Source organism: Polynucleobacter sp. JS-Safj-400b-B2 (assembly GCF_018881975.1).
Lineage (GTDB): Bacteria > Pseudomonadota > Gammaproteobacteria > Burkholderiales > Burkholderiaceae > Polynucleobacter.
On record NZ_JACVPJ010000002.1, the window covers coordinates 270,746 to 297,413 of the forward strand.

Here is a 26,668-nt window from a genome sequence, read left to right on the forward strand (position 1 = left end):
TGATCAAGTGGCTTAAGCCGCAACAGTTTTGTTCTGAGCTTTTTCCCACAACTCGCCTAGAGCACGTTTGTACTCAGTTGGAAGCACTTTCACAAAACGTCCGCGAGCATTTTCCCAGTCGGCCAAGATTGCTTTAGCGCGCTCAGAGCCAGTGTGGCGGAAGTGGCGCTCAATTAAGCCCTTTAAAATTTGCTCATCAGTTAAACGCTCGCCACCGTCTTTAACATCGACAGGAGCATGCCATTCAGACTTTGGCATCTTGGCAATCTGCTCGGCAGAAGGCAATACTTTTTCCAAAGTCGCCATGCTGGTATTGCAGCACTTATCAAACAAGCCATCTTCGTCGTAAACATAAGCAATACCGCCGCTCATACCCGCAGCAAAGTTGCGGCCTGTTGCGCCCAACACAACTACTGTTCCGCCAGTCATGTACTCACAACCATGATCGCCCGTACCTTCAACAACAGTAGTAGCGCCAGAGTTACGAACTGCAAAACGCTCACCAGCCACACCATTGAAGAAAGCCTCGCCAGCAATTGCGCCATAGAGAACAGTATTACCAACAATGATGTTCTTCGCTGTATCACCACGGAACTCATGCGGAGCGCGAACAATCACACGACCACCGGATAAACCTTTACCAACGTAGTCATTTCCATCGCCCACCAAATCCAAAGTGATGCCCCGCGCCAAAAAGGCTGCAAAACTTTGACCGGCAGTGCCATTCAATTGAATATGGATAGTGTCATCAGGCAAACCTGCATGACCATAACGTTGAGCAACTTCACCTGAAAGCATCGCGCCAACTGTGCGGTTCACGTTCTTCACTGGAACAATGAAGGAAACTTTTTCACCACGCTCTAATGCAGGCTCACTCTTCTCAATCAGAATATTGTCGAGTGCGCTAGCCAAGCCATGATCTTGAGTTAACACTTGGTAGCGTGGAACTTCTGCGGCAACTTGTGGCTCAGCAAAAATCTTGCTGAAATCCAAGCCATGCACCTTCCAGTTCTCAATGCCTTTACGGGTATCTAACAAGTCAACGCGACCAATTAAGTCATCAAACTTACGAATACCTAATTGCGCCATGATCTCGCGAGCCTCTTCAGCGATAAAAAAGAAGAAGTTCACAACGTGCTCTGGCTTGCCAGAGAATTTCTTGCGCAATTCAGGGTCTTGAGTAGCAACACCAACTGGACAGGTATTCAAATGACACTTACGCATCATGATGCAACCCTCAACTACCAATGGTGCAGTCGCAAAACCAAATTCATCTGCGCCCAATAAAGCGCCGATCACTACGTCGCGACCAGTCTTCATTTGGCCATCAGCCTGAACACGAATACGGCTACGCAAACCATTAAGAACCAATGTTTGCTGTGTTTCAGCCAAACCGAGTTCCCATGGAGAGCCAGCATGCTTGATTGAAGACAGTGGAGATGCGCCAGTACCACCATCATGACCAGCGATCACAACGTGGTCTGCTTTTGCTTTTGCAACACCAGCAGCAACAGTACCAACTCCTACCTCAGAAACCAACTTCACAGAAACATCAGCCTTGGGATTGACGTTCTTCAGGTCATGAATCAACTGAGCGATATCTTCAATGGAGTAAATATCATGGTGCGGAGGAGGAGAAATCAAACCTACACCAGGCACTGAGAAACGCAACTTACCGATGTAATCAGAAACCTTGCCACCAGGCAATTGACCGCCTTCACCAGGCTTGGCGCCTTGTGCCATCTTGATCTGAATCTGATCTGCAGAACGTAAATATTCAGTAGTCACACCAAAACGACCAGAAGCAACCTGCTTAATCTTAGAGCGCAATGAATCACCATCTTGCAATGGAATATTGGCCTCAACAACATCACTACCCAAGATGCTGGCTAAAGTCTCGCCTTTCTTGATTGGAATGCCTTTAAGTTCATTCACATAGCGGTTTGGATCTTCGCCGCCCTCACCAGTATTGGACTTGCCGCCAATACGATTCATAGCGATTGCTAATGTAGCGTGCGCTTCCGTAGAGATAGAGCCTAAAGACATTGCGCCCGTTGCAAAACGTTTCACGATTTCTTTTGCAGACTCCACTTCATCCAATGGAATCGCTTTTGCTGGATCAATCTTGAATTCAAACAAACCGCGCAAAGTCATTTGACGCTTGGTTTGATCATTAATGATATTGGCGTACTCTTTATAAGTCTGGTAGCCCTTCTCAGCGCCAATACGTGTGGAATGCTGCAACTTCGCAATCGTGTCAGGAGTCCACATATGGTTCTCACCACGAATACGGAATGCATATTCACCACCAGCATCGAGCATATTGGTTAAGACTGGGTCGTTACCAAATGCAGATGTATGCATGCGTAAGGCTTCTTCAGCTACCTCAAACACGCCGATACCGCCAACGTTTGATGGAGTGCCCTTGAAGTATTGATCAATGATGTCGTGATTTAAACCAATTGCTTCAAAAATCTGTGAGCCGGTGTAAGACATGTAAGTGGAGATGCCCATTTTGGACATGACCTTTTGCAAGCCTTTACCAATTGCCTTCACAAAGTTCTTTACTGCTTTTTCTGCAGATAAATCACCGGATAAGCCTTTAGCCATTTCAGCCAAGGTTTCCATTGCGAGATACGGGTGAACAGCTTCAGCGCCATAACCAGCCAAGAGCGCAAAGTGATGCGTCTCACGCGCACTGCCAGTTTCAACGACTAAGCCAACGCTGGTACGTAAACCTTTTTGCACCAAATGCTGATGAATCGCTGAGGTTGCGAGTAAAGCAGGAATTGCTACGTGCTTCTCATCAACCTGACGATCGCTCACGATCAAAATGTTGTAACCGGAACGAACGGCATCTGCAGCTTCAGCACATAGTGATGCCAAACGCGCCTCAATACCTGCTTTGCCCCATGAGGCTGGATAACAAATATCCAGCTCGTAAGAGCGGAACTTACCATTGGTGTAATGGCCAATATGACGAATCTTAGTAATGTCATCAAAATCCAGAATTGGCTGACTTACTTCCAAACGCATTGGTGGATTGATGTTGTTGGTATCTAATAAATTAGGCTTAGGCCCAATGAAAGAAACCAATGACATCACCATATTCTCGCGAATTGGATCAATCGGAGGATTGGTTACTTGCGCGAATAATTGCTTAAAGTAGTTATAGAGCGGCTTGTTCTTGTTAGAGAGAACTGCCAATGGGCTGTCATTACCCATTGAACCGATAGCCTCTTCGCCATTGGTGGCCATTGGGGCCATCAAGAACTTGATGTCTTCTTGGGTGTAACCAAATGCCTGTTGACGATCTAACAATTTAGCCGCTGGACGAATAGTCATTTTCTCGTCTATCAAGTCCGCCTTGCTGGCATCAACTTCATCTAGCTTCACGCGAACCGCATCGATCCAGCTCTTATATGGCTTAGCCTTAGATACCGCATCCTTTAATTCAATGTCATCAATGATGCGACCTTGCTCCATGTCAATCATGAACATCTTGCCTGGTTGCAAACGCCATTTTTGAACGATCTTGCCCTCAGGAATTGGCAATACACCCGCCTCTGAGCCCATGATGACTAAATCATCATCTGTTACGTAATAGCGCGCTGGACGTAAACCATTGCGATCCAAGGTTGCGCCAATTTGACGACCATCTGTAAATGCCATTGCTGCAGGGCCATCCCATGGCTCCATCATTGCTGCATGGTATTCGTAGAAAGCGCGACGATTGTCATCCATCAATGCATGCTGTTCCCATGCCTCTGGAATCATCATCATCATGGCTTGAGCCAACGGATAGCCAGACATCACTAACAACTCTAAACAGTTATCAAAACAAGCAGTGTCAGACTGGCCAGGATAAATTAATGGCCAGATTTTTTGCAGGTCATCACCAAGCACAGGCGAGCTTATAGCACCCTCACGTGCATTAACCCAATTAACGTTACCTTTAACAGTATTGATCTCACCGTTATGCGCAATCATGCGGTATGGATGGGCCAATTCCCAAGCAGGGAAAGTATTAGTAGAGAAACGTTGATGCACTAAAGCAAGTGCTGATACTGTGCGCTTGTCTTGCAAGTCTTCGTAATAAGCGCCCACCTGGTTAGCCAACAGCAAACCCTTATAAACGATGGTTCTGGCTGACATTGAGGCAACGAAATATTCTTTACCATGCTTCAAGTGCAAATCTTGAATAGCGTGGCTTGCTGTCTTGCGAATTACATACAACTTACGCTCAAGCGCATCGGTTGTCATGATATCGCGGCCACGACCAATAAAAATTTGACGAATAAATGGCTCGGTCATTTGCACCGTTGGTGACATCGGTAATTTCACATCTACCGGAACATCTCTCCAACCTAAAACTACCTGATCTTCCAAACGTACAGTACGCTCTAATTCTTGTTCGCAAGCTAGACGTGAAGCATGCTCTTTTGGCAAGAAAATCATGCCAACGCCATACTCACCTAACGGCGGCAAGGTCACACCTTGCTTTGCCATTTCTTCGCGATACAAAGCATCAGGAATCTGAATCAAGATACCGGCACCATCACCCATTAAAGGATCTGCACCTACCGCTCCCCGGTGATCTAGATTCTCAAGAATCTGTAAACCCTGAGAAACGATCTCATGAGATTTCTTGCCTTTAATGTGTGCAACGAATCCTACGCCGCAAGCGTCATGCTCATTTCTAGGGTCATATAAACCTTGAGCGATTGGGCGAAGATCTGAATTTAATTTTCTAGTCATAGTATTTCCGAGGGGCGACAAAGGCCTGATTACTTTTGGAGGATCAAATATAGGTGAATACCCATACCGATGCAATAGAAATAAAATGAGTCTGTCCCATTTAATTTGATGCCGCACCAATATGAATTAAATATATGGGGACAGAGTGGCAGTTTTCAACACCCTAGCTTATATCTAGACTACTAACTATCTGACTAAGTTATTGAATTTACTAGGTTTATTTTTCTAGGGCGGCCACGGTGCCGAATTGTAGCTATCCCTGGCGCATCTTTAAAGAGCTTTTTCGCATAAATATCACTCACCCAAGGCTTAGAACGAATAAGTGATTCGGTAATTTGGCGATCCTCCCAGTGAGGCGCGCCCTCTTTTACAAAGTTAGCCCAGCTCATTTGGCGCTCAAAAGGCGTGTTACCCAACTTCCAAAAGTGCTGATGATCTACCAACCAAGGCTCGGACTTGCCCCCAATATGGGTAGCAAAACTAGTCCAAGTAGAACCTTGAGGATAAGATTCAAATCCAGACCTCACTGGATTGAGCTCTATGTAGCGCTGACAGCGCAGGAAATAATCCGGGTCAATGAGTGAAGAGCGATACCGACCCTCCCAAATAGTGCCAGACCGACGATGCTGCTGATTAAAGTATTGCGCATAACGACGTCCAAGAGATTGCATTGTCTTAGCAAGCGAATCTTCGCTTTGGGGTGTCATTAATAAATGGACATGATTTGGCATTAATGCAAAAGCATGTACTGAACACCCAAATTGCCCCGCTGCTTCTCGTAACCATTCCAAGTAAGTACGCCGGTCTGCATCGGTATAAAAGAGTGTTTCGCGATTGTTGCCACGAACCATCACATGCATTGCTTGGCCTGGTATTACTGTGCGAGCTTGCCGTGCCATGTTGAAAACGAACTATTGTAGTTCGCGTACACCGCCATTGCTAGAGAAGTCAGGAATAAACCAGTCGCCATCCACTTGAGTTACTCCACTTGGTACCTCACGCGAGATCTGAGGGCTATCTTTTAATGCGGTCGCCATATAAGAAATCCACATTGGCAAAGCAAGTCCGCCACCAGTCTCTCGATCGCCCAAACTCGCAGGCTTATCAAAGCCAATCCATGCAATCGCAACTACTTTAGGGTTATAGCCAGCAAACCAGGCATCGTGCGAATCATTCGTTGTGCCTGTTTTACCAGCAATGTCGCTGCGCCCCAACTTACCACGCGCTGAGGCTGCAGTACCCGTCTTGGTTACTTCTTGCAGCATGCTGTCCATCACAAATGCAGTGCGCGCATCCAACACACGGGGCGCATCCTCGCCTGCACGAGTAGGTTTTGCTTCGAACATGACGGTGCCTTTAGAGTCCACCATCTTGTCAATCAAAAATGGATCTACACGATAGCCACCATTGGCAAAAACACTATAAGCAGAAGCCATCTGCAACGGGGTTACAGAACCCGCGCCCAAAGCCATTGTTAAGTAAGGGGGATGCTTTTCTGGCTCAAAACCGAAACGCTGAATATATTCCTGTGCATAAGAAGGCCCGATGGCGCGAATGATGCGAACTGAAACCAAGTTCTTCGATTTTGCTAATGCATTGCGCAGACGCATCATGCCGTCATATTTACCATCGTAGTTTTTGGGCTCCCAAGCTTGACTACCAGTTTCCATGCTGCCAATTGATAAAGGCGCATCGTTCACCATCGTGCTGGGTGTGAAGCCCTTTTCAATAGCTGCTGCATAAATAAATGGCTTAAATGAAGAGCCTGGTTGACGCAAAGCTTGTGTCACGTGATTGAATTGGTTGCGACGGAAATCAAAACCGCCCACTAAAGACAGAATTGCCCCAGTCTCAGCATTCATGGACACAAAGGCAGCCTCAACTTGAGGCAATTGGGCTAACTTCCAAACGCCGCCATCCGACAAAAGGCGCACTACAGCACCAGGACGCAAACGTTTTTTGGGTTGAGTACTATCAGTAATGGATGCGGCCGCTAACTTCATACCCTCACCTTTAATAGTGATGGTGTCTCCAGTCGCAATCATGACCTGCATTTCTTTTGGCTTCACATCAAGCACAACACCAGACTGCAAATCATCTAGCTGTGGGTAAGCAAGTAATGCCTCATCAATCGCGCGCTGGCGTTTCACAGAGTCCTCAGGAAGATCGATAAAACCCTCTGGGCCACGATAAGCATGTCGTAAATCGTATTCAAAAATTCCACGTCGGACTGCTTTATAAGCAGCATCTTGATCGGCCTTCAAGATAGTCGTGTAGACATCGATCCCCTGTGAATAAATTGCCTCCCCATACTGCGTGAACAGTAATTGACGAACCATTTCAGCTGGGAAGTCCGCTCGAACTGCAAACTCGTTGCCAAGACCACGAATATGCAACTCTTCAATCATGGCTTTTTGATACTCTTCAGGCGTGATGTAACCCAGATCACGCATACGCTGCAGGATGTACTCTTGGCGAATCTTGGCGCGGCGGAAATTGCTCACTGGGTTATAGGCCGACGGCGCTTTTGGCAAGCCAGCGAGCATTGCTGATTCTGCAATCGTGATGTCCTTGAGTTCTTTGCCAAAATATATCTGCGCGGCACTCGAGAATCCAAACGCCCTCTGACCCAAGAAAATCTGGTTCATATAGATTTCCAAGATTTTGTCTTTGGTTAATTGAGACTCAATCTCCCATGCAAGCAGTACTTCATATATTTTTCGACTAAACGTTTTTTCATTACTGAGGAAAAAATTACGCGCTACTTGCATGGTGATCGTCGAGGCACCCTGCGAAAGATGACCGCGCAAATTGGTTACTGCTGCCCGCAAAATTCCAACGTAGTCCACACCACCATGAGAATAAAAACGATCATCTTCAATGGCTAAAACAGCATTGCGCATGCTTTGTGGAATTTCATTTAACGGGATTACCTTGCGGCGCTCCTCGCCAAACTCGCCAATTAACACTTTATCCGCTGTATAGATACGCAGGGGAGTCTTAGGGTTGTAGTCAGTTAAGGCAGAAATTTTCGGAAGGTTAGGCTTGGCTACTAAAAAGGCGTAGCCCATCAGCAATGTGATTACCAAGGCAAAAACTACACCGATGATTAACAATGCCTTTACGAGAGGATTGCTTGAATTCTTACGTTGCGAGCCAGGCTCAACTCGTGTTTGCCGAGGACGTCTATCGGATGGACGAATGGGACGCTGATTCAGCGGCGGCTTGTCTTTTGGAGGTAAGGCCATATGTCCAAATTATAGGGTGCTTAGACAATTTCACTAAAAGCTCCAAAACCCTTCTTTTGGGTGCGGCAAAAGGGGGTTTTCTGACATAGGGTTCAAGCCAAGCCGATGGATTTTCAGCCTTCAAAGCTTAAGAATATGGGCATGCCAGCACGCCATATTTCCAACCAATCTTTTGATGAGATTTTGAGTGATCTGGGTGATGATCCAGCCATCCCAGACCCCCATGGAATTCGGAAGCCACCTCCTCAAAAAAGCATTCCACCCAGACCCTCAAGTCAAAGCAATGGCAATTCATTCACTGGGTCCCTAAGCCATAGTCAGATTAAAAATTTAACGCAGGGATTGACGGTTCCCGCCATCCTTGTTGGTGCCTTGGTTGCGATAGCTGTTGGATTTTTTGTTGTCTATAACGCCCTTGATAGCAGCTCTCAAAATGCTCTTGAGGAGTCTCAAAAGCAGATCTTAGAACTAAAAAAAGAGTTGTCTTTAATGCGTGATGAAATCCATCAGGATCAAGATGAACTATATATTGCATTAGATGAATTAGAAGTGAGCATTCACTCATTAGAGGAGAAAAAACCAGATGTCAAGGTTTTCAGTAAACCTCAAATGCCTACTCATGAGTCAGAACTCCGCCGCTGGCGCTACCTCGGGGCTTCCCAAATGGGTATCTCCTATCAAGCCTATTTTCATACAGGCAAAAGCCATCTCGTCTTTGAAAAAGGGGCTCAGGTTTTGGGGGAATGGCGTCTGAGCAATATTGAAAAAGGACTTGTCACCCTTACCCATAGCCAAGGTAAATCTCTGGTTTTAAAGGCTTCCAAAAGCCCATGAAAACCATTCCAAAAAGCATCAAAAAACGCTTAAAAAATTTCAGCACTTGGATGGCTGTATTGATGCTTTTATTAGGCAATCCAGCAGCAGGAAGCCTGTCTTCACAAAATCATTTTCTAAGCCCCATTAGCCTTCAATTTACAGACATCGAAATGACAGAGCTTTTGCAAATTATGGCCAAATTGGGAAACACCAATTTTTTGTTAAGCGAGTCTATTCAGGGAACAATTTCGATAGACCTCAAAAATACTCCCTGGCAAACAGCCCTTCACTCTATTTTGGCAAGTCGTGGCTTGAGGGTAGTACGCAACGGAGAAATCTACTGGATTGGGCCTCATGCAGAAATCCAAGCTTTTCAAAAATTCCGGCGCGAGGATGCCGCCCTTCCCTTTGGAGGAGATCACATTAATAGTCCAAGACAAGTTCTCATTGAGGCACGAATTGTCGAAGCTGATGAGCGCTTTGCCAGAGAGCTAGGCGTTAAGCTTGGCTACCAGGCTAATGGGATTGGAGGTAACGCAGAGCAAAAGCTGGTGGGCAATATCGACTTGGGCGGAGCTGGATTAAGCGGTTTTAATCCAGCATCCATAGCCGCAACCCTTGTTTCTAAAAATGCTAGTCGAATTCTTCAAGCAGAACTTTCTGCGCTCGAATCAGAGGGCCAAGGAAAGATTCTTTCTAACCCTCGCATCATGACTGGCGATCAAGTGAAGGCCACTATTGAGCAAGGAACGGAGCTCCCATACCAAACATCGAATCAAAATGGCAGTAAATTGCAATTCAGAAAGGCAAACCTGCGACTTGAAGTTCTTCCCAAAATTCATCCGGATGGCAAGATTTCCATGCTGGTTGGCATCAATAAAGACACCGTTGGCATGAAAACAGAGCAAGGTTATGCCATTGACACCAAAAGCCTGAGCTCAGAGGTGACAGTTGAAAATGGAGGTACAGCAATCATTGGCGGCATCTTCCAAACTACTGAACGCGAAGATGAAGTGAAAATCCCTTTATTGGGAGATATACCCCTCATTGGCCATTTTTTCCGCCATAAATCTAAACTACAAGACAAAACTGAGCTGCTCGTCTTCTTAACACCGACCGTTCTCGACAAACCCTAATAAAATCGAGGGGTGAACTCTTCGACAAACAATATCTTTCTAATTGGCCTCATGGGCGCCGGGAAGTCGACCGTCGGCAAGGTACTGGCTAAAAAATTGGGGCGTCGCTTTTTAGATGCTGACCATGTCATCGAAGAACGTTGTGGCGTAAAAATTCCTGTCATCTTTGAAATGGAAGGCGAAGAAGGTTTTCGCAAAAGAGAAGCGCAAGCCATCCGTGAAATTACTGCCGAGCAAGACGTTATTTTGGCAACCGGTGGCGGCGCAATCCTTTCACCAGAAAATCGCCAGGCATTAAGCGAGCATGGCACCGTCATTTATCTGCATGCCAATCCAATTGAACTTTGGCATCGCACTAAAGGCGGCGAAGGTCGCCCCCTTTTAAAAAATGGTGATGCTAAAAAAATTCTAGAAAACTTATATGCCATCCGCGATCCACTCTATCGCGAAATCGCCGACTATGTGATTGAGACTGGAAAACCCAGCGTCAATCAACTAGTCAACACCTTAATTATGCAGCTTGAACTTTGCGCTTAAATACATTGGCACTATGATGAAAACACTTGAAGTTGATCTCGGTAATCGCAGCTACCCGATCTATATTGGTACAGATTTGATTGATCAAGCAAGCTTATTTAGCGCCTGTGAAAAAGCAAGCTCTATCTATATCGTTAGTAACACTACGGTTGCCCCCCTCTATGCTGAGCGCCTTACCAAAACACTTAGCACTTTTGGTAAACCTGTTAGAACAATTGTTCTACCTGATGGTGAGCCTTACAAGGACTGGAAAAATCTTCAGCTGATTTTTGATGATCTCTTAAAGTTTGGCGCCGATCGTCAAACTATGTTGGTCGCTTTGGGTGGTGGTGTCATAGGTGACATGACTGGGTTTGCTGCAGCCAGCTTCATGCGCGGCGTTCGCTTTATTCAAGTTCCGACTACCCTACTTGCCCAAGTAGACTCTTCCGTTGGTGGCAAGACTGGTATTAATCACCCACTTGGTAAAAATATGATTGGCGCCTTTCATCAGCCAGCAGCTGTGATTGCCGATCTCAACACCTTAAAGACGCTGCCTCCAAGAGAGTTATCTGCCGGTCTTGCAGAAGTAGTCAAACATGGCGCTATTGCCGATGCCCAATTCTTAGATTGGATCGAGGCTAATGCAAAACCATTATTGGCATGTGACACCGAAGCAATGGGACACGCTGTCTTACGCTCCTGTGAAATTAAATCTGCAGTGGTATCTGCCGACGAAAGAGAAGGTGGCATTCGTGCAACGTTGAACTTTGGCCATACCTTTGGTCATGCAATTGAAGCGGGCATGGGTTATGGTGCATGGCTGCATGGTGAAGCCGTTGGTTGCGGTATGGTGCTTGGGGCAGACTTATCACGTCGGCTCAATTACATCAGTGAAGCAGATGTTCAGCGCCTCACCAAAATCATTCAATCCATGAATTTACCAATTACACCACCTAAGTTTGGCGCTGAACGTTATATGGAGCTCATGCAGGTGGATAAAAAAACCGAGAGCGGGCAGATCCGTTACGTAGTGTTAGAAAAAATTGGTAAGGCTCAGATTAAAAGCGTAGCTGACGCTCAAGTAATTGAGACATTAAGCGCTACTGGTGCAGCTTAAATTAAGCTAATCTTTACGGCCTGACCAGCCTGAGCGCTCGCAAATTCAGTTAAGTCGCTCAAAAGCTCTTTTCCTGTTTTGGTATCAAGCCACAAAGGCTTTGTCATGGTTCCTGCCCAACGATAGTGATATCCGCCTGATTTAGCAGCAACCCAAATCTCATGCAAAGGTGGTTGAGTGTTCACAACAATGACACTTTTATCCTTAAATCGAATATTGATTACATTTCCACCCTGGCGCTCGATATCCAAATCAAGATCTAAGGCATCATCAGCAGCCTCTAATGCCACCTCGATAGATTGCAATAAATCGCTTCCCAGCTGATAAAACTGCTTGTCATCAATGGTTTCTGTGCCTGGATTGTTTGTGTTCATACCGGAGTCCTGCATGCTATATTCAATCATTCGTTTTAGAGACATTCATGATAGCGATTCTTAATAGAACCCTCTGCTTTAGCCTTCTAATATCCCTTGTGGGGTGTGGGGTAAGAGGGCCGCTATATATGCCAAATGTGCCTCCAGTTCCGCCCGCTCCTACCGAGCCAGAAACTAAAGGCAAGCTATACCCACCTCAAACCTCTGCTAGCCCAAGCAATTCTTCATCGGCCAAGTAATGACAAGCAAAGCAATTCCCCTTCCTCAGTTATCCGGATTTACCGAATGTGATGGCAATTGGTATGCCGAAGAAATTCCAATGGCTGATTTAGCAAAGGAGTTTGGAACACCGCTTTATGTCTATAGCAAAAAAGCACTCACTGAAGCTTACCAAGCATATGACAAAGCTTGCGTTGATCCGCAAGGTAAACGCCGTGCACGTGTGCACTATGCGATGAAAGCGAATAGTAATTTGGCGGTGATTGATTGCTTCAAAAAACTAGGCGCTGGATTTGATTTAGTTAGTGGCGGTGAATTAGCGCGCGCCTTAGCGATTGGTGCTGACCCAAAAAGCTTAGTGTTTGCAGGTGTTGGTAAATCTGCCAATGAGATCGCTGCTGCGCTACAGGCCGGGGTGAAGTGTATCAACGTTGAATCAATTGCAGAACTCCACCAGATCAATCGTGTTGCGACAAAACTGAATTGCCGCGCCCCAATTTCCTTGCGCGTCAATCCTGATGTAGATGCGCAAACTCATCCTTATATTTCAACTGGACTTAAGGGCAATAAATTTGGTATTGCGTATCACGAGGTTTTAAAAACCTATCGTGAAGCATCACAACTTTCTCAAATCGATGTTGTAGGTATCGATTGTCATATCGGTTCCCAGATCACTACCACTGCACCGTATTTGGATGCCTTAGATAAGGTGTTAGATCTCGTAGCGCAATTGAAAAAAGAAGGTATTGTGATTCACCATCTTGACCTTGGCGGCGGTCTTGGCATTTCTTATAGTGATGAAACTCCACCAGACATCACTGAGTTTACGAACACCTTATTGAATCGAGTGGCTGAACGTGGTTTTGGCCACTTAGATATTGTTCTTGAGCCAGGCAGATCATTGGTAGGCAATGCTGGCGTGCTTCTAACGACTGTGGAGTACCTCAAGCCTGGTACTGAGAAAAACTTTTGTATCGTTGATGCAGCCATGACCGAACTGATGCGCCCCGCTCTATATGAAGCGCACCACGGCATCGCCCCAACCCAAGCCAAGCAAGTCAAGAGCCTTATATACGACGTTGTAGGCCCTGTTTGCGAATCAGGCGACTGGCTTGGTAGAGATCGTGAACTTGCCGTAGAAGAAGGAGATCTTCTTGCTATTCTGTCTGCTGGTGCCTATGGCTTTGTGATGGCCTCTAACTACAACACACGCCCAAAACCTGCAGAGATTATGGTTGATGGAAAAAATGCTTACGTTATTCGCGCACGTGAAAAAACTGCTGACATGTTTGCAAGCGAAAGCGTTTTGCCTAAATAATTTTTTAGAAAAAAACTTAAAGTAGTCTTTAAAAATTTGGTAATAAAAAACCCCGCTTATTTAGCGGGGTTTTGTTTTTATGCTTTAACGAATTAATGCAAACCAGCCATGTAATCAGAAACTGCTTTCATCTCTTGATCCGAAAGCTTAGTAGCGATCGCAGTCATTTGACTGCTATTTTTACGAACACCTTCGCGGAACGCGAGCAACTGTGCATTAGTATATTCAGCCCACTGACCACCTAGACGTGGGTACTGCGAAGGAATACCAGCGCCTGTAGGGCTGTGGCATGCAGCGCAAGCAGGCACCCCTTTGGCAGCGATACCACCACGGTAAATACTTTGACCTAATGCGATGGTTTCTTTATCTTGTGCAACACCCTGGGAAGCAGGTTGCTTTACCAAGTAAGCAGCAATGTTTTGCATATCTTGCTCGGTCAAGGTTGCGGACATTCCCATCATGATTGGGTTAGCACGAGTACCTTCTTTGAAGTTTCTCAGTTGCTTAGCTGTATAAGCCGCATGTTGAGCGGATAACTTTGGCCATGTGCCAATTGCACTCTGACCCTTAGGGCCGTGGCAGGTGATGCAGGCAGTAACGCCACGCGTTGCATCGCCGTTTGAATATAGTGCTTCACCAGCTGCAGCATCCACCTTTGGCTTGCCTGGCACGGCAGCCTTGGCTTCGGCAGCTGGGGCCATGGGAGCGGGATCGGCAGCAAAAATTGAACCCGATACGCCGATCAGAGCGAAAATAGAGAGAGCCGCAAAACCAGCACGTAAGCTAGTTAATTTGGAGATTTGGGAGGTTTGACGCATTATGTTTACCTTGGCAAAAATTCCTAAAAGTGTTTGGGCCCTGCATTTACAACTTTTTACCCAACACCATGAGATATTTCATGATTTTGCGTGATTTTACAATAGCTTCTGGACATGTCTAAACTCTTTCAAGCCCGATTCGCCACCACAGTCAATGACACCCATTGCCTACCTGCCACTCCGCTCCGAGAGGTAGCTTTTGCCGGCCGCTCAAATGCGGGTAAATCTAGTGCGTTAAATGTGCTTTGTAACCAAAAAAGGCTCGCTTTTGCTAGTAAAACCCCTGGACGCACCCAACATATCAATTATTTTGGCGTTTTTGCTAAAGACGACTTATTAGCGTATTTGGTTGACTTGCCGGGTTACGGCTACGCAGCTGTAAACCATGAGACCAAATACCACTGGAATGCCCTTCTAAGTGACTATTTACAGGAGCGGGAGCAGTTAGTAGGCATGATCCTCATTGTGGACTCTAGACGCGGCATAACCGACCTAGATGAGCAAATGATTCAGTGGTTTGTGTCAACAGGCAAGCCTATCCATGTTTTGCTGAGTAAATGCGACAAATTGAACAAAAGCGAGTGCAAACATGCTCTTGAAGCTGTTACGAAGCGCCTGCAGCAATATGACCCTGCATTGCCCGATGGTACAGGCGAATCCAAACAACTTACGGCACAATTATTCTCAAGTACCAAGCGGATCGGCCTTGAAGAAGCAGATAATTTAATTATTAAATGGCTATTTGAAGCAGAAACTCATGAAGATGAAATCACCAGCTAACTCTTTACTTAATTTTCCAGGACATCGTCCCCGTCGTATGCGTCGTGATGATTGGTCTCGGCGCCTGATGCAAGAGAATAGTATTTCGGCGAATGATTTGATCTACCCCGTCTTTCTGCTTGAAGGCCAAAGCAAATCAGATGCAGTTGCCTCTATGCCTGGCATCAATCGCGTTTCTTTAGATTTGCTGATTCCAGTTGCGCAAGAGTGCGTAGATTTAGGCATTCCAGTTCTAGCACTTTTTCCGGTCATTGACGCAGCATTAAAAACGCCGGATGGTAAAGAGGCTTTTAATCCTAACGGACTCATTCCAACGGCGGTTCGCGAACTCAAAAAACGTTTCCCAAATCTAGGCATCATGACTGACGTGGCGCTTGATCCATATACAAGTCATGGTCAAGATGGTGTGCTTGATGAACAGGGTCGCATTCTCAATGATGAGACGACTGTGATCTTAGTTCAGCAAGCAATCGCCCAGGCTGAGGCTGGCGTCGACATCGTTGCACCATCAGACATGATGGATGGTCGTATCGGAAAAATTCGTGAAGCACTAGAGGCGAAGAAGCTGATTCACACACGCATCATGGCTTACTCAGCTAAATATGCATCTGCTTTTTATGGTCCATTTAGAGATGCTGTAGGCTCTGCAAAAAATCTTGGCAAAGCAGATAAAAAAACATATCAAATGGATTGCGCCAATGGAGACGAGGCTTTGCGGGAGGTGGCACTAGATATCAACGAGGGCGCTGACATGGTGATGGTTAAACCGGGCATGCCTTATTTAGATATCGTGCGTCGCGTGCGTGAAGAGTTTGACTATCCCACTTATGCCTATCAAGTCAGTGGTGAATATGCCATGTTGAAAGCTGCGGCACAAAATGGCTGGCTAGATCACGATGCCGTCATGATGGAATCGCTACTCGCATTTAAACGTGCTGGTGCTGACGGTGTTCTGACTTACTTTGCACTCGAAGCTGCACGCCTACTTAAAACAAACCCAGCAAGTAAATAAAAAAACTAATTTTCTATTAATTGCCGGTGGCTTGTTTTAAGCGTTCAATAAAGCGTTGTGGTGGCATATACCCAATCACGCGTTGATCCTTGAGCTCTTCTGAATTTTGGTTGAAGATCAAAATTCCTGGGGGGCCAAACAGTCCAAATCGCTTAAGTATTGCCTGGTTCTCAGGGCTGTAAGCAGTAACATCTGCCTGCAATAAAATCAGTTGCTTAAGTTGACTGGTGGCTTCAGGGTTTGCAAAGGTATTTACCTCCATTTCTTTGCAACTGATACACCAGTCAGCATAAAAATCGAGGAGGACTACTTTCTTCTCTTCCTTGGCTTTACTTAATTGCACATCTAGCTCTGCAGGAGAGTGAATCACTACAAAAGACAATTCGCCAACTTTATGAATGGTCTGTCCATTAATCGTTTTTACAGATCCAGCGGGCTCATTTTTCTGAATTAAAGGTGAGGCAATCCAAGCAGCAGTAGCAACGAGCAATACGCCTAAAGTACGCTGTAACCACACCATCCAAATGCCAGTAGATGGAATCAAAATTCGAGCTTCAATAGCAATAAAGAGAAGTGGCAGACCCATTCCCAGCGCCATCACAAAGAGTAGTCCAGCACCCAGACTCATAGAACCTGTTTGGGCAATAAAGGCTAGGACACCTGCCAAAGGAGCTGTGATGCATGGGCTGGCCACCAAGGTAGAGATGCCCCCCAGAGTAAAAGCACCAAATAGACTTCCGCCTTTCTGACGACCTGCCAGCTTGTCTACATGGTGGTGCCAAGATGAGGGTAAACGTAGGTCATATAAGCCAAACAAACTACCCGAAAGGGCCAAGAGCAATAAGGCAAAAGTACCAAGCGCAACGGGGCTTTGTAAGGCACGCTGAACACTGCCGCCTAAGGCAGCCATCAGCACTCCAGCTAATGCATATACCAAGGCCATGCCCAAGACATAGGCTAGCGCTAGAGCACTGGCACGGCCCTTAGATATCGCTTTACCGCCCTGAGTGCCGAAGATGACACTCGATAGGATTGGCAACATGGGGAGTACGCAAGGCGTAAATGCCAGAGCAAGCCCCAAGACAAAGAAAGCTAAAAATAAATAAACCGTAGAAGTGCTTTCCAGAAAGCGACTGATCGCATTGACATCATCACGCTCGCGCCATAAATCCGCCAAGCTGAATTGACCACCCTTACCACTTGCTTGAACATTAACTGCAGTGACACCATCCAAAATATCTGGAATTGGAGCTGCCTTTACACCAGGCCCAGCGAGTAAAAACTTCAGTGTCATAGGTGGATAGCAAATACCGGCCTCTGCACAACCTTGAAGAGTGATCTCTAAGTGAACGGCTTGACCAACTACAGGCTTAATATCTAGAAATACGAGGAATGGCTCTTTATATACTTGCAACTTTTTCTGAAAAGTTTCATCAAACTTTTCAAAGCCAGTTGGTAATGAAGGCCTTATATTACCAAGCTTTCCAGCCTGATTACCTGCTTGAAATTTGAGGGATTCTTGATAGATGTAATAACCTTTAGCAGGCAAAAATTCCAGCTCCACTTGGTTGGAGTTATCCAGCCAAGTAGCCTCTACTCGAAATGCTTTCTCTGGAGGCAAGAAATCTTGCGCCGCATAAACCTGCGCAGAGATGAGTAGCAAGAGCGCAAAAATTCTAGCCAAAAAAGAATGTAATTTCATAACTTCGAATTTACCTCAGACTCAACCCACTTGCCGTATTGCTCTTCATATTGCTCCGGAGAAAATGCCAATATCTCGGGAAGATCGTATGGATGTGTATTTTTAATAAATGCAGAGATCTCAAGCCATTTTGATTCTGTCGTCTTTGCAGAGAGCAATACTTCACGCTCTTCGCAAACTTTCCCTTCCCAGCGATAAATAGATTGAATGCCATCCGTAATCTGGACACAGGCAGCCAAATTCCCCACTATCAAGCCTCGAGCTAAGGCTTTTGCAGCCTCCGCATCTGGCAGGCTAGTTAACACCACTAGAAGCTTGCTGTGATTCACTGGGAAGTTTTCAGACATTCTCTATTTATAACCTGATAAATGAAAAAAGCCAGACCGAAGCCTGGCTTTTTACCGTAACCGTGAGACTTAAGCCTCTTCAGCTACTACTGCTGTTTCATCAACTTCTGGACGATCTACTAACTCAACCAAAGCCATTGGTGCATTGTCGCCATGACGGAAGCCAAACTTCAAAATACGAAGGTAGCCACCTGGACGTGTTGCGTAACGTGGACCGAGTTCTGTAAAGAGCTTGGCTACGATATCGCGATCACGTGTGCGATTAAATGCTAAGCGACGGTTTGCTAAGTTGTCTTTTTTACCCAAGGTAATCAAAGGCTCAACAACCATGCGCAATTCTTTTGCTTTTGGCAAAGTCGTTTTAATGACTTCGTGCTCCAAAAGTGAATTGGACATATTGCGCAGCATCGCTAGGCGATGTGATGATGTTCTGTTTAGTTTGCGTAAGCCGTTTCCGTGACGCATGATGCTTCCTTTCTAATTATTTCTCGAGGTTAGCTGGAGGCCAGCTTTCGAGTTTCATGCCAAGACTTAAGCCACGAGCCGCTAAAACATCTTTAATTTCATTCAAAGATTTGCGACCTAGATTAGGCGTCTTCAACAATTCATTCTCTGTACGTTGAATCAAGTCACCAATGTAGTAAATGTTCTCAGCCTTTAAGCAGTTTGCAGAGCGAACTGTGAGCTCGAGATCATCAACCGGACGCATCAACATAGGATCAACCATTGATGAACGGCTTGGTGCTAAATCACCAGAAACTTCGCTGCTTTCGAGGGCTGCGAATACAACCAATTGGTCAACCAAAATAGTAGCTGCTTGACGAATAGCTTCTTCAGGAGACAACACACCGTTTGTTTCGATAGTCATTACCAAACGATCGAGATCGGTACGCTGCTCAACACGAGCAGATTCAACAGCATAGCTAACACGGCTTACTGGGCTGAATGAGGCATCCAACACAATGCGACCAATGATCTTAGTAGCTTCATCGCTGTACTGACGTACGTTACCTGGCACATAACCACGGCCTTTTTCGACCTTGATCTGCATGTCCAACTTGCCACCAGCTGATAAGTGAGCGATCACATGATCAGGGTTCATGATTTCTACATCATGTGGCAAGTCGATATCTTTTGCAGTAACAACGCCTGGGCCTTCTTTACGCAAATTGATAGTAACTTCGTCACGTGACTGCAGCTTAAATACGATACCTTTGAGGTTCAACAAGAGGTTTACTACGTCCTCTTGAACTCCATCTAATGTGGAGTACTCATGAACAACACCAGCAATTGCTACTTCAGTTGGTGCATAACCAACCATCGAGGACAAGAGTACGCGACGTAATGCATTTCCGAGTGTGTGGCCATAGCCACGCTCGAACGGCTCCATAACAACCTTAGCTTGGTTGGCGGTAAGCGCTTCAACAGAAATAATCTTTGGCTTGAGCAAATTTGTTTGCATATTTTTTCCTTGAGAGTGCCTAATTAGCGTGAATACAATTCAACGATCAAACTTTCATTAATTTCACCGCTAATATCTTCGCGGTCAGGCACTTGCTTAAATGTTCCCTCGAGCTTAGCTGCATCAACTGAAACCCAAGTAACGGGAGTCATTTGTCCAACCAAATTCAATGATTCTGTAATACGCGCTTGCTTCTTCGCTTTTTCACGAATAGCAACTACATCACCAGGCTTAACCTGAATAGATGGAATATTTACAGGGCTACCATTGAGCAAAATTGCGCAGTGGGAAACCAACTGACGTGCTTCAGCACGAGTAGAACCAAAGCCCATACGATAAACAACGTTATCAAGACGTGACTCTAACAACTGAAGCAACATCGAACCGGTATTACCCTTACGACGCTCAGCTTCAGCGAAATAACGACGGAACTGACGCTCTAAAATTCCGTACATACGCTTAACCTTTTGCTTTTCACGCAATTGATTACCGTAATCAGATGTTCTTGAGCCAGATGTACGACCATGTTGACCAGGCTTAGTATCTAACTTGCACTTGTCTGACAGGGCGCGACGTGCGCTCTTTAAAAATAAGTCGGTACCTTCCCGACGTGCTAATTTGGCCTTAGGCCCTAAGTAACGTGCCACGATGCTTTCCTTTCTTTGCCGCAGTCTTACGACCGACGGTGAGTTCGCCTTTTAAATCAGGCGAACAGTGGGCTTTAATAAAAAACTACTAAAACCTGTACAGCCAACTTCCTAGCTTAGATACGACGACGCTTAGGAGGACGGCAACCATTGTGTGGAACTGGAGTTACGTCTTGAATCTCAGTGATCTTGATACCCAATGAGTTCAATGCACGAACTGCTGATTCACGACCTGGGCCTGGGCCTTTGATCTGAACTTCCAAGTTCTTGATGCCGCATTCAACGGCAGCTTTACCAGCAACTTCTGCAGCTACCTGAGCAGCAAAAGGTGTTGATTTACGTGAGCCTTTGAAACCCTGGCCGCCAGAAGTTGCCCATGAAAGCGCATTTCCCTGACGATCAGTGATCGTAATAATGGTGTTATTAAAAGAAGCGTGAACGTGTGCAATACCGTCAGCAACGTTCTTTTTAACCTTCTTACGAGCGCGCTGTGAAGCGGCGGAAGCGGATTGTTGTTTTGCCATGTCAATAAACTTTCTTGATTATTTCTTGAGTTGCACACCAGACTTGCGTGGGCCCTTGCGGGTACGCGCATTAGTCTTAGTACGTTGACCACGTACAGGCAAGCCCTTACGATGACGAACACCGCGGTAGCAACCTAAGTCCATCAAACGCTTGATGCTCATAGTTACTTCACGACGAAGGTCACCTTCGGTAATGAATTTACCTACTTCATCACGTAACTTTTCCAAGTCACCGTCAGTAAGGTCTTTAACTTTTTTGTCGATTGCAACACCTGTAGTTTCACAAATTTTGCGTGCACGAGTTGTGCCAATGCCAAAAATTGCTGTTAAACCGATAACAGTATGTTGATGATTTGGGATATTTACCCCAGCGATACGTGCCATGAGATTTCCTCTTAATTAACCAGATCAGCCTTGACGCTGCTTATGACGTGCGTCTGAAGAACAGATCACGCGAACAACGCGTTTGCGCTTAATGATCTTGCAATTTCTGCAAATACACTTAACGGATGCTAAAACTTTCATAACTCACCTCTAAAAAAATATGTACCTTAATCTTTACTTCGCGCGGAAAATGATTCTGGCACGCGTAAGATCGTATGGAGTCATCTCCACAGTCACCTTATCTCCCGGCAAAATACGAATGTAGTGCATCCGCATCTTTCCGGAAATGTGCCCTAGAACCACATGTCCGTTTTCTAGCTTCACGCGAAACATCGCATTCGGCAAATTCTCTACAACTTCTCCCGCCATCTGAATTACATCGTCTTTAGACATTCAGTTAAGCGCCCATCTTGAAGTTAGCCTTCTTCATCAAAGAGCCGTACTGCTGTTGCATCACATATGACTGAACTTGAGCCATGAAATCCATTGCAATAACAACAATAATTAACAATGAAGTACCACCGAAATAAAACGGCACGTTGTACTTCAAGACCAAGAATTCTGGCAACAGGCAAACTAGAACCATATAAATAGAGCCAGCTAGAGTCAAACGCACTAAGATCTTGTCGATATAACGCCCTGTCTGATCACCTGGACGAATACCCGGAACAAATGCGCCACTCTTCTTCAAGTTCTCGGCAGTTTCACGGCTATTAAATACCAATGCGGTATAAAAGAAACAGAAGAAAATAATCGCTGCTGCATACAAAATCGTGTAAACGGGCTGACCTGGAGCCAAAGTGGCTGCCAAATCCTTAATAACTCTACTGAACATATTGGTCGGCTCGCCTGATGTAAACCAGCCGGCAATAGTCGCAGGGAACAAAATAATCGATGATGCAAAAATTGGAGGAATAACGCCAGCCATGTTTAACTTCAATGGGAAGTAAGAGGACTGGCCACCATAAATCTTGTTACCCACTTGACGCTTAGCGTAGTTCACTAAGATACGGCGCTGACCGCGCTCTACAAACACTACAAAATAAGTCACCGCTACGCAGATAACAACGATGAGCAATGCAGAAATAATATTCATTGAGCCGGTGCGAACCAATTCTAACAAGCTTGCTAGCGCATTTGGTAGGCCTGAAACAATACCGCCGAAAATAATAATGGAGATACCGTTACCAAGACCACGCTCAGTAATTTGCTCACCAAGCCACATTAAGAACATTGTGCCGGTTACCAAAGTAACTACAGTATTGAGCTCAAACATCAAGCCTGGGTTAATTACTAAACCTGGCTGGGCTTGCAACGCAACAGAAATGCCTAATGCCTGAAATGTTGCCAAAAATACTGTGCCGTAGCGAGTGTATTGAGTAATCTTGCGTTGACCTGCTTGGCCTTCTTTTTTCAACGACTCTAAAGATGGAACAACAATCGTCATCAACTGCATGATGATCGACGCAGAGATATACGGCATGATACCCAAAGCAAATACAGTGAAACGAGATAAGGCGCCACCTGAGAACAAGTTAAACATTCCCAAGATGCCGTCTTTTTGGCCAGAAAACAACTGCGCCAATTGGTCGGGATCAATTCCAGGGACTGGAATATGAGCACCCAAACGGAACACGAGCAAAGCCAGCACCAGGAAAATCAAGCGTTGGCGTAATTCGCCAAACTTGCCGCCTGTTGCTGCAGTGTTTGCGTTATTGGTAGGTGCTAATGCCATATCTACTAAAAGACCTATTAAACCAATTCAACCAATTTGCCACCAGCAGCTTCAATAGCTGCTTTTGCACCGGCAGTTGCTGTGATGCCCTTGAGGGTTACAGCAATCTTTAGCTCGCCAGTCTTGATAACCTTAACCGCATTGATTTGCTCACCAGCAAAGCCGTGAGCTCTCAATACCAATAAGTCTACTTCTGGCAAGTTGATTTTTGCTAAGTCATTCAAGGTAACTTGACCAACGTGACGACGTGTCAAAGACACGAAACCGCGTTTTGGCAAACGACGATACATAGGCATCTGACCGCCTTCAAATCCGACTTTATGGAAACCACCAGAACGGGATTTTTGACCTTTGTGACCGCGGCCAGCAGTTTTACCAAGACCAGAACCAATGCCGCGACCAACGCGACGACGGTTTTTCTTGGAGCCTTCTGCAGGTTTAATTGTATTGAGTTGCATATTCTTCGCCTATTTACTTGCTAGTTATTAGCCAACGACTTTAACTAGATAAGAAACTTTATTAATCATGCCGCGAACAGCTGGAGTGTCTTCCAATTCAGAAACTGAATTGATGCGACGAAGGCCTAAGCCTCGTACAGTTGCACGGTGGCTTTCGCGTGTACCGATCAAGCTGCGTACTAATTGCAGTTTGACTTTGGAGTTAGATGTTGTCATTTATAGATTCCTAATCTTTTGGTCTTAGCCGAGAATCTCTTCAACTGATTTACCGCGCTTAGCAGCAATCTCAGCAGGAGTACTCATCTTGCTCAAACCATCAATGGTTGCACGAACCAAGTTGTATGGGTTTGTAGAGCCAAGTGACTTAGCAACCACGTTAGTTACACCCATTACGTCGAAAATCGCACGCATTGGTCCGCCAGCAATAATTCCAGTACCGTCTTTAGCTGGTGAAATCAAAACGCGTGACGCGCCATGCTGACCAGTAACAGTGTGCTGCAAAGTACCTTTACGCAAAGTTACTTTGATCATCTTGCGACGAGCTTCGTCCATTGCTTTTTGAACGGCAACTGGAACTTCTTTTGATTTGCCCTTGCCCATACCGATGCGGCCATCGCCATCGCCAACTACAGTGAGTGCAGCGAAGCCGAGAATACGACCGCCTTTAACCACTTTAGTTACACGATTAACAGCGATCATCTTCTCGCGAAGACCATCATCACGCTCTTCGTTTTGCATCTTAGTTTGCATTTTTGCCATGTTTTTTCCTAAACCCTATTAGAACTTCAGGCCGGCTTCACGCGCAGCTTCAGCTAAGGCCTTAATACGGCCGTGGTAACGATGACCGGAACGATCAAACGCAACATCAACAATGCCTGCTTTAACAGCACGCTCAGCAACTAACTTGCCGATTTGTTTTGCCGCTTCAGCGTTGCCACCGTTTTTGATCGCTTGGCGCAAATCTTTTTCCATTGTTGAAGCAGCTGCTACAACTTTGGTTCCGCATGGGCTGTAAACCTGAGCAGAAATATGAGTATTGCTACGGATAACTGTTAAGCGATTTGCCAAAGCTTCGGCAATGCGAATACGAGTCTGCCTAGCGCGTCTTTGTCTGGATTCGTCTTTATTCATTTTCTAATCTCGCTTACTTCTTCTTAGTTTCTTTCAGATGCACAACCTCATCCACGTAGCGAACGCCCTTGCCTTTGTATGGCTCTGGTGAACGGTATGCGCGAACTTCAGCTGCGACCTGGCCAACTTGCTGCTTGTTGGAACCTTTGATAATGATTTCAGTTTGAGTAGGAGTCTCAGCCTTTACACCCTTTGGCAGGTTGTAAATAATGTCGTGTGAGAAACCTAACTGCAATTTCAATGTTTCACCTTGAGCAGCAGCACGGTAACCAACGCCTACCAAGCTGAGCTTACGCTCAAAGCCAGCAGTTACGCCAACAACCATGTTGTTAACCAAAGCTCGGGCTGTACCTGACTGTGCACCAGCTTCTGGTGAGTTGTTATTTAAAACAACTGTCAATACGCCATCTTCTTGTTTCAAACCAACAGAAGGATGCAAGTTGTGAGTCAAAGTGCCCAATGGGCCTTTAACAGTAACGTTTGCACCGTTGATGCTGATTTCAGCGCCTTTAGGAACTGTAATTGGTGATTTACCTACGCGGGACATATTTCGCTCCTTAAGCTACGTAGCAAATAACTTCGCCGCCCACGCCTGTTGCACGTGCTTTGCAGTCTGTCATTACGCCTTGAGGGGTTGAAATAATTGCAATGCCCAAGCCATTCATTACCTCTGGAATGTCATGACGGCCTTTATAGATACGTAGACTTGGTGTTGATACACGGTCAATACGCTCAATAACAGGACGGCCTGCATAGTATTTGAGATCAATGTGTAGCACTGGCTTAGCTGCTTCACCTTTGATTTCAAAACTTTCGATATAGCCTTCATCTTGCAAAACTTTTGCGATGGCTACTTTTACTTTTGACGACGGCATCAAGACTACGGGTTTCTGCACTGCTTGCGCATTGCGGATCCTTGTCAACATGTCGGCGATTGGATCGCTGATACTCATGAGTTCTCCTAATTCTTTCGCCGCTTACCAGCTGGCCTTGGTTAAACCGGGGATTTCGCCACGGAAGGCGATTTCACGAATCTTGCTACGAGCCAAACCGAACTTACGGAATGTGCCACGTGGGCGACCGGTTAATGAACAACGATTTCTTTGACGAATCGGGCTTGCGTTACGTGGAAGTGCCTGTAGTTTCAAGCGAGCTTCATAGCGCTCTTCATCGCTGCGTGATTGATCAGCAATGATTGCTTTGAGTTCAGCACGCTTTACAGCGTACTTCTCTACAGTTTTTGCGCGCTTATTCTCGCGCTCAATTAGGGATAGTTTTGCCACGTTAACCTCTTAATTGCGGAAAGGGAATTTGAACGCTGCCAACAAAGCTTTTGCTTCTTCGTCAGTTTTAGCGGTCGTCGTAATACTGATATTGAGGCCACGGAGGGCATCAATCTTGTCGTATTCGATTTCAGGGAAAATGATCTGCTCTTTAACGCCGATGTTGTAGTTACCGCGGCCGTCAAATGCTTTACCGGAGATTCCACGGAAGTCACGTACACGTGGCAATGCAACAGTAACGAAACGATCCAAGAATTCGTACATGCGTGCGCCACGCAATGTCACCATGGCACCGATTGGGTAACCTTGACGAATTTTGAAACCTGCAATCGCTTTTTTAGCTTTAGTTACAACAGGCTTTTGGCCAGCAACTTTAGTTAAATCACCAACTGCATTTTCGATAATCTTCTTGTCGTTCACTGCATCGCCCAAGCCCATGTTCAGGGTTACCTTGGTGATACGAGGAACTTCCATTACAGACTTGTAGCCAAACTTGGCGATCAAATCTGCAACGACTTTAGCTTGATAGTGCTCTTGAAAACGTGTGCTCATAATTTCTCCGTGCCCCTTATGCGCTTAAAGTTGCGCCGGTGGTTTTGAGGAAACGTTGCTTTTTACCATCCACGAGTTTGATACCAACACGTGATGGTTTGCCGTTACCGTCGACCACAGCCACATTAGAAATGTGAACAGGCATCGTCTTGTCAATCATGCCGCCAGTAACACCGGCTGCTGGATTTGGCTTGACGCTCTTTTTATAAATGTTTACGCCTTCGATCACTAATTTGTTCTCGAGAACGGCTGTAACAGTTCCTTGCTTGCCCTTATCGCGGCCAGTCAACAGAACTACTGAATCACCTTTACGAATCTTTTTCATATC

General features: G+C 45.7%; 32 protein-coding genes. 8 read left to right on the forward strand and 24 right to left on the reverse strand.

Annotated features, from left to right (window positions below; translation table 11 throughout):
* Nucleotides 1-12: 12 nt before the first annotated feature.
* From ICN48_RS03335 to ICN48_RS03345, 3 genes are all read right to left on the reverse strand, one after another.
* On the reverse strand, nt 13-4,758 hold the full coding sequence (locus tag ICN48_RS03335) for a glutamate synthase-related protein (RefSeq protein ID WP_216152326.1): 4,746 nt from the start codon (nt 4,756-4,758) through the stop codon (nt 13-15).
* 194 nt (nt 4,759-4,952) lie between these two features.
* Entirely contained in the window at nt 4,953-5,657 is a 705-nt protein-coding gene (locus ICN48_RS03340; RefSeq protein WP_216152327.1) for a transposase, read from the reverse strand.
* A 12-nt stretch (nt 5,658-5,669) separates the two neighbouring features.
* A complete protein-coding gene (locus ICN48_RS03345) occupies nt 5,670-8,006 on the reverse strand; it encodes a penicillin-binding protein 1A (RefSeq protein WP_216152328.1) in 2,337 nt (778 codons plus the stop codon).
* A 141-nt stretch (nt 8,007-8,147) separates the two neighbouring features.
* Between ICN48_RS03345 and ICN48_RS03350 the strand changes: the two genes are divergently transcribed.
* Genes ICN48_RS03350 through aroB form a run of 4 tightly spaced genes read left to right on the forward strand, consistent with a single transcriptional unit; the run spans nt 8,148 to nt 11,594 of the window.
* Nucleotides 8,148-8,840: a hypothetical protein gene (locus ICN48_RS03350; protein ID WP_216152329.1), complete on the forward strand. Its 693-nt coding sequence runs from the start codon at nt 8,148-8,150 to the stop codon at nt 8,838-8,840.
* Entirely contained in the window at nt 8,837-9,958 is a 1,122-nt protein-coding gene (locus ICN48_RS03355) for a secretin and TonB N-terminal domain-containing protein (RefSeq protein WP_255539441.1), read from the forward strand. Before ICN48_RS03350 ends, ICN48_RS03355 begins: the two co-directional genes overlap by 4 nt.
* Nucleotides 9,959-9,970: 12 nt before the next feature.
* Complete coding sequence (locus ICN48_RS03360; RefSeq protein ID WP_216152330.1) at nt 9,971-10,495, forward strand: shikimate kinase; 525 nt, start codon at nt 9,971-9,973, stop codon at nt 10,493-10,495.
* A 16-nt stretch (nt 10,496-10,511) separates the two neighbouring features.
* Entirely contained in the window at nt 10,512-11,594 is a 1,083-nt protein-coding gene (aroB, locus tag ICN48_RS03365) for a 3-dehydroquinate synthase (RefSeq protein WP_255539450.1), read from the forward strand.
* Here the strand turns inward: aroB and cyaY are convergent.
* Complete coding sequence (cyaY, locus tag ICN48_RS03370) at nt 11,591-11,968, reverse strand: iron donor protein CyaY (protein ID WP_216152332.1); 378 nt, start codon at nt 11,966-11,968, stop codon at nt 11,591-11,593. The genes aroB and cyaY overlap by 4 nt on opposite strands.
* 47 nt (nt 11,969-12,015) lie before the next feature.
* Here cyaY and ICN48_RS14060 point away from each other — a divergent pair, with 47 nt between their 5' ends.
* Both ICN48_RS14060 and lysA read left to right on the forward strand, forming a co-directional pair.
* On the forward strand, nt 12,016-12,207 hold the full coding sequence (locus ICN48_RS14060) for a lipoprotein (protein ID WP_216152333.1): 192 nt from the start codon (nt 12,016-12,018) through the stop codon (nt 12,205-12,207).
* A complete protein-coding gene (gene lysA, locus ICN48_RS03380; protein ID WP_216152334.1) occupies nt 12,207-13,505 on the forward strand; it encodes a diaminopimelate decarboxylase in 1,299 nt (432 codons plus the stop codon). The genes ICN48_RS14060 and lysA overlap by 1 nt, the downstream gene beginning before the upstream one ends.
* 92 nt (nt 13,506-13,597) lie before the next feature.
* On the opposite strand, the gene ICN48_RS03385 is transcribed toward lysA, so the two are convergent.
* Nucleotides 13,598-14,323 carry a cytochrome c gene (locus ICN48_RS03385; RefSeq protein ID WP_216152335.1) on the reverse strand — a complete coding sequence of 242 codons (726 nt, stop codon included), beginning with the start codon at nt 14,321-14,323 and terminating at the stop codon, nt 13,598-13,600.
* 114 nt (nt 14,324-14,437) lie between these two features.
* On the opposite strand from ICN48_RS03385, the gene yihA reads away from it, so the two are divergent.
* Nucleotides 14,438-15,103: a ribosome biogenesis GTP-binding protein YihA/YsxC gene (yihA, locus tag ICN48_RS03390; RefSeq protein WP_216152336.1), complete on the forward strand. Its 666-nt coding sequence runs from the start codon at nt 14,438-14,440 to the stop codon at nt 15,101-15,103.
* Nucleotides 15,081-16,115 carry a porphobilinogen synthase gene (gene hemB / locus ICN48_RS03395; protein ID WP_370624128.1) on the forward strand — a complete coding sequence of 345 codons (1,035 nt, stop codon included), beginning with the start codon at nt 15,081-15,083 and terminating at the stop codon, nt 16,113-16,115. Before yihA ends, hemB begins: the two co-directional genes overlap by 23 nt.
* Nucleotides 16,116-16,131: 16 nt before the next feature.
* Here hemB and dsbD read toward each other — a convergent pair whose 3' ends face one another.
* The 19 genes from dsbD to rplX form a co-directional block, all read right to left on the reverse strand.
* Nucleotides 16,132-17,817 carry a protein-disulfide reductase DsbD gene (dsbD, locus tag ICN48_RS03400; protein ID WP_216152337.1) on the reverse strand — a complete coding sequence of 562 codons (1,686 nt, stop codon included), beginning with the start codon at nt 17,815-17,817 and terminating at the stop codon, nt 16,132-16,134.
* A complete protein-coding gene (gene cutA / locus ICN48_RS03405) occupies nt 17,814-18,164 on the reverse strand; it encodes a divalent-cation tolerance protein CutA (RefSeq protein ID WP_216152338.1) in 351 nt (116 codons plus the stop codon). The genes dsbD and cutA overlap by 4 nt, the downstream gene beginning before the upstream one ends.
* A 69-nt stretch (nt 18,165-18,233) precedes the next feature.
* Nucleotides 18,234-18,629: a 50S ribosomal protein L17 gene (rplQ, locus tag ICN48_RS03410; protein ID WP_068320139.1), complete on the reverse strand. Its 396-nt coding sequence runs from the start codon at nt 18,627-18,629 to the stop codon at nt 18,234-18,236.
* Nucleotides 18,630-18,645: 16 nt separating this feature from the next.
* On the reverse strand, nt 18,646-19,626 hold the full coding sequence (gene rpoA, locus ICN48_RS03415; RefSeq protein WP_216152339.1) for a DNA-directed RNA polymerase subunit alpha: 981 nt from the start codon (nt 19,624-19,626) through the stop codon (nt 18,646-18,648).
* 23 nt (nt 19,627-19,649) lie between these two features.
* Nucleotides 19,650-20,273, reverse strand: coding sequence for a 30S ribosomal protein S4 (gene rpsD / locus ICN48_RS03420; RefSeq protein ID WP_215358836.1), 624 nt, complete (start codon nt 20,271-20,273; stop codon nt 19,650-19,652).
* Between the two features lie 116 nt (nt 20,274-20,389).
* On the reverse strand, nt 20,390-20,797 hold the full coding sequence (gene rpsK, locus ICN48_RS03425; RefSeq protein ID WP_011901923.1) for a 30S ribosomal protein S11: 408 nt from the start codon (nt 20,795-20,797) through the stop codon (nt 20,390-20,392).
* A gap of 18 nt (nt 20,798-20,815) precedes the next feature.
* Entirely contained in the window at nt 20,816-21,181 is a 366-nt protein-coding gene (gene rpsM, locus ICN48_RS03430; protein WP_015420253.1) for a 30S ribosomal protein S13, read from the reverse strand.
* A 24-nt stretch (nt 21,182-21,205) separates the two neighbouring features.
* Nucleotides 21,206-21,322, reverse strand: a complete 117-nt coding sequence (gene rpmJ, locus ICN48_RS03435; RefSeq protein WP_012357167.1) for a 50S ribosomal protein L36 — start codon at nt 21,320-21,322, stop codon at nt 21,206-21,208.
* A gap of 33 nt (nt 21,323-21,355) precedes the next feature.
* Nucleotides 21,356-21,574 (reverse strand): translation initiation factor IF-1, encoded by a 219-nt coding sequence (infA, locus tag ICN48_RS03440; RefSeq protein ID WP_068320132.1) that lies wholly within the window; start codon nt 21,572-21,574, stop codon nt 21,356-21,358.
* A 4-nt stretch (nt 21,575-21,578) separates the two neighbouring features.
* Nucleotides 21,579-22,916 (reverse strand): preprotein translocase subunit SecY, encoded by a 1,338-nt coding sequence (gene secY / locus ICN48_RS03445; RefSeq protein ID WP_216152340.1) that lies wholly within the window; start codon nt 22,914-22,916, stop codon nt 21,579-21,581.
* 17 nt (nt 22,917-22,933) lie between these two features.
* Nucleotides 22,934-23,374, reverse strand: coding sequence for a 50S ribosomal protein L15 (gene rplO, locus ICN48_RS03450; RefSeq protein ID WP_215358834.1), 441 nt, complete (start codon nt 23,372-23,374; stop codon nt 22,934-22,936).
* A gap of 27 nt (nt 23,375-23,401) precedes the next feature.
* Nucleotides 23,402-23,590, reverse strand: a complete 189-nt coding sequence (rpmD, locus tag ICN48_RS03455; RefSeq protein WP_215358833.1) for a 50S ribosomal protein L30 — start codon at nt 23,588-23,590, stop codon at nt 23,402-23,404.
* A 24-nt stretch (nt 23,591-23,614) separates the two neighbouring features.
* Nucleotides 23,615-24,133 carry a 30S ribosomal protein S5 gene (gene rpsE, locus ICN48_RS03460; RefSeq protein WP_011901917.1) on the reverse strand — a complete coding sequence of 173 codons (519 nt, stop codon included), beginning with the start codon at nt 24,131-24,133 and terminating at the stop codon, nt 23,615-23,617.
* Between the two features lie 18 nt (nt 24,134-24,151).
* The gene (gene rplR, locus ICN48_RS03465) at nt 24,152-24,505 is read right to left on the reverse strand and encodes a 50S ribosomal protein L18 (protein ID WP_046329386.1); all 354 of its coding nucleotides are present in this window, start codon (nt 24,503-24,505) and stop codon (nt 24,152-24,154) included.
* 13 nt (nt 24,506-24,518) lie between these two features.
* The gene (gene rplF / locus ICN48_RS03470) at nt 24,519-25,052 is read right to left on the reverse strand and encodes a 50S ribosomal protein L6 (protein ID WP_215358832.1); all 534 of its coding nucleotides are present in this window, start codon (nt 25,050-25,052) and stop codon (nt 24,519-24,521) included.
* Between the two features lie 10 nt (nt 25,053-25,062).
* Nucleotides 25,063-25,458 carry a 30S ribosomal protein S8 gene (gene rpsH / locus ICN48_RS03475; protein ID WP_216152341.1) on the reverse strand — a complete coding sequence of 132 codons (396 nt, stop codon included), beginning with the start codon at nt 25,456-25,458 and terminating at the stop codon, nt 25,063-25,065.
* Between the two features lie 24 nt (nt 25,459-25,482).
* On the reverse strand, nt 25,483-25,788 hold the full coding sequence (rpsN, locus tag ICN48_RS03480) for a 30S ribosomal protein S14 (RefSeq protein ID WP_011901913.1): 306 nt from the start codon (nt 25,786-25,788) through the stop codon (nt 25,483-25,485).
* 9 nt (nt 25,789-25,797) lie between these two features.
* Nucleotides 25,798-26,340, reverse strand: a complete 543-nt coding sequence (gene rplE, locus ICN48_RS03485; protein WP_046329383.1) for a 50S ribosomal protein L5 — start codon at nt 26,338-26,340, stop codon at nt 25,798-25,800.
* 16 nt (nt 26,341-26,356) lie between these two features.
* Nucleotides 26,357-26,665, reverse strand: a complete 309-nt coding sequence (gene rplX, locus ICN48_RS03490) for a 50S ribosomal protein L24 (RefSeq protein ID WP_011901911.1) — start codon at nt 26,663-26,665, stop codon at nt 26,357-26,359.
* Nucleotides 26,666-26,668 lie beyond the last annotated feature (3 nt).

Excerpts from the sequence above, each read along its gene's own strand:
- ICN48_RS03335 (WP_216152326.1), bottom strand. The coding sequence starts at position 4,758 with ATGACTAGAAAATTAAATTCAGATCTTCGCCCAATCGCTCAAGGTTTA.
- ICN48_RS03340 (WP_216152327.1), bottom strand. The coding sequence starts at position 5,657 with ATGGCACGGCAAGCTCGCACAGTAATACCAGGCCAAGCAATGCATGTG.
- ICN48_RS03345 (WP_216152328.1), bottom strand. The coding sequence starts at position 8,006 with ATGGCCTTACCTCCAAAAGACAAGCCGCCGCTGAATCAGCGTCCCATT.
- ICN48_RS03350 (WP_216152329.1), top strand. The coding sequence starts at position 8,148 with ATGCCAGCACGCCATATTTCCAACCAATCTTTTGATGAGATTTTGAGT.
- ICN48_RS03355 (WP_255539441.1), top strand. The coding sequence starts at position 8,837 with ATGAAAACCATTCCAAAAAGCATCAAAAAACGCTTAAAAAATTTCAGC.
- aroB (WP_255539450.1), top strand. The coding sequence starts at position 10,512 with ATGAAAACACTTGAAGTTGATCTCGGTAATCGCAGCTACCCGATCTAT.
- cyaY (WP_216152332.1), bottom strand. The coding sequence starts at position 11,968 with ATGAACACAAACAATCCAGGCACAGAAACCATTGATGACAAGCAGTTT.
- ICN48_RS14060 (WP_216152333.1), top strand. The coding sequence starts at position 12,016 with ATGATAGCGATTCTTAATAGAACCCTCTGCTTTAGCCTTCTAATATCC.
- lysA (WP_216152334.1), top strand. The coding sequence starts at position 12,207 with ATGACAAGCAAAGCAATTCCCCTTCCTCAGTTATCCGGATTTACCGAA.
- ICN48_RS03385 (WP_216152335.1), bottom strand. The coding sequence starts at position 14,323 with ATGCGTCAAACCTCCCAAATCTCCAAATTAACTAGCTTACGTGCTGGT.
- yihA (WP_216152336.1), top strand. The coding sequence starts at position 14,438 with ATGTCTAAACTCTTTCAAGCCCGATTCGCCACCACAGTCAATGACACC.
- hemB (WP_370624128.1), top strand. The coding sequence starts at position 15,081 with ATGAAGATGAAATCACCAGCTAACTCTTTACTTAATTTTCCAGGACAT.
- dsbD (WP_216152337.1), bottom strand. The coding sequence starts at position 17,817 with ATGAAATTACATTCTTTTTTGGCTAGAATTTTTGCGCTCTTGCTACTC.
- cutA (WP_216152338.1), bottom strand. The coding sequence starts at position 18,164 with ATGTCTGAAAACTTCCCAGTGAATCACAGCAAGCTTCTAGTGGTGTTA.
- rplQ (WP_068320139.1), bottom strand. The coding sequence starts at position 18,629 with ATGCGTCACGGAAACGGCTTACGCAAACTAAACAGAACATCATCACAT.
- rpoA (WP_216152339.1), bottom strand. The coding sequence starts at position 19,626 with ATGCAAACAAATTTGCTCAAGCCAAAGATTATTTCTGTTGAAGCGCTT.
- rpsK (WP_011901923.1), bottom strand. The coding sequence starts at position 20,797 with ATGGCAAAACAACAATCCGCTTCCGCCGCTTCACAGCGCGCTCGTAAG.
- rpsM (WP_015420253.1), bottom strand. The coding sequence starts at position 21,181 with ATGGCACGTATCGCTGGGGTAAATATCCCAAATCATCAACATACTGTT.
- rpmJ (WP_012357167.1), bottom strand. The coding sequence starts at position 21,322 with ATGAAAGTTTTAGCATCCGTTAAGTGTATTTGCAGAAATTGCAAGATC.
- infA (WP_068320132.1), bottom strand. The coding sequence starts at position 21,574 with ATGTCTAAAGACGATGTAATTCAGATGGCGGGAGAAGTTGTAGAGAAT.
- secY (WP_216152340.1), bottom strand. The coding sequence starts at position 22,916 with ATGGCATTAGCACCTACCAATAACGCAAACACTGCAGCAACAGGCGGC.
- rplO (WP_215358834.1), bottom strand. The coding sequence starts at position 23,374 with ATGCAACTCAATACAATTAAACCTGCAGAAGGCTCCAAGAAAAACCGT.
- rpmD (WP_215358833.1), bottom strand. The coding sequence starts at position 23,590 with ATGACAACATCTAACTCCAAAGTCAAACTGCAATTAGTACGCAGCTTG.
- rpsE (WP_011901917.1), bottom strand. The coding sequence starts at position 24,133 with ATGGCAAAAATGCAAACTAAGATGCAAAACGAAGAGCGTGATGATGGT.
- rplR (WP_046329386.1), bottom strand. The coding sequence starts at position 24,505 with ATGAATAAAGACGAATCCAGACAAAGACGCGCTAGGCAGACTCGTATT.
- rplF (WP_215358832.1), bottom strand. The coding sequence starts at position 25,052 with ATGTCCCGCGTAGGTAAATCACCAATTACAGTTCCTAAAGGCGCTGAA.
- rpsH (WP_216152341.1), bottom strand. The coding sequence starts at position 25,458 with ATGAGTATCAGCGATCCAATCGCCGACATGTTGACAAGGATCCGCAAT.
- rplE (WP_046329383.1), bottom strand. The coding sequence starts at position 26,340 with ATGAGCACACGTTTTCAAGAGCACTATCAAGCTAAAGTCGTTGCAGAT.
- rplX (WP_011901911.1), bottom strand. The coding sequence starts at position 26,665 with ATGAAAAAGATTCGTAAAGGTGATTCAGTAGTTCTGTTGACTGGCCGC.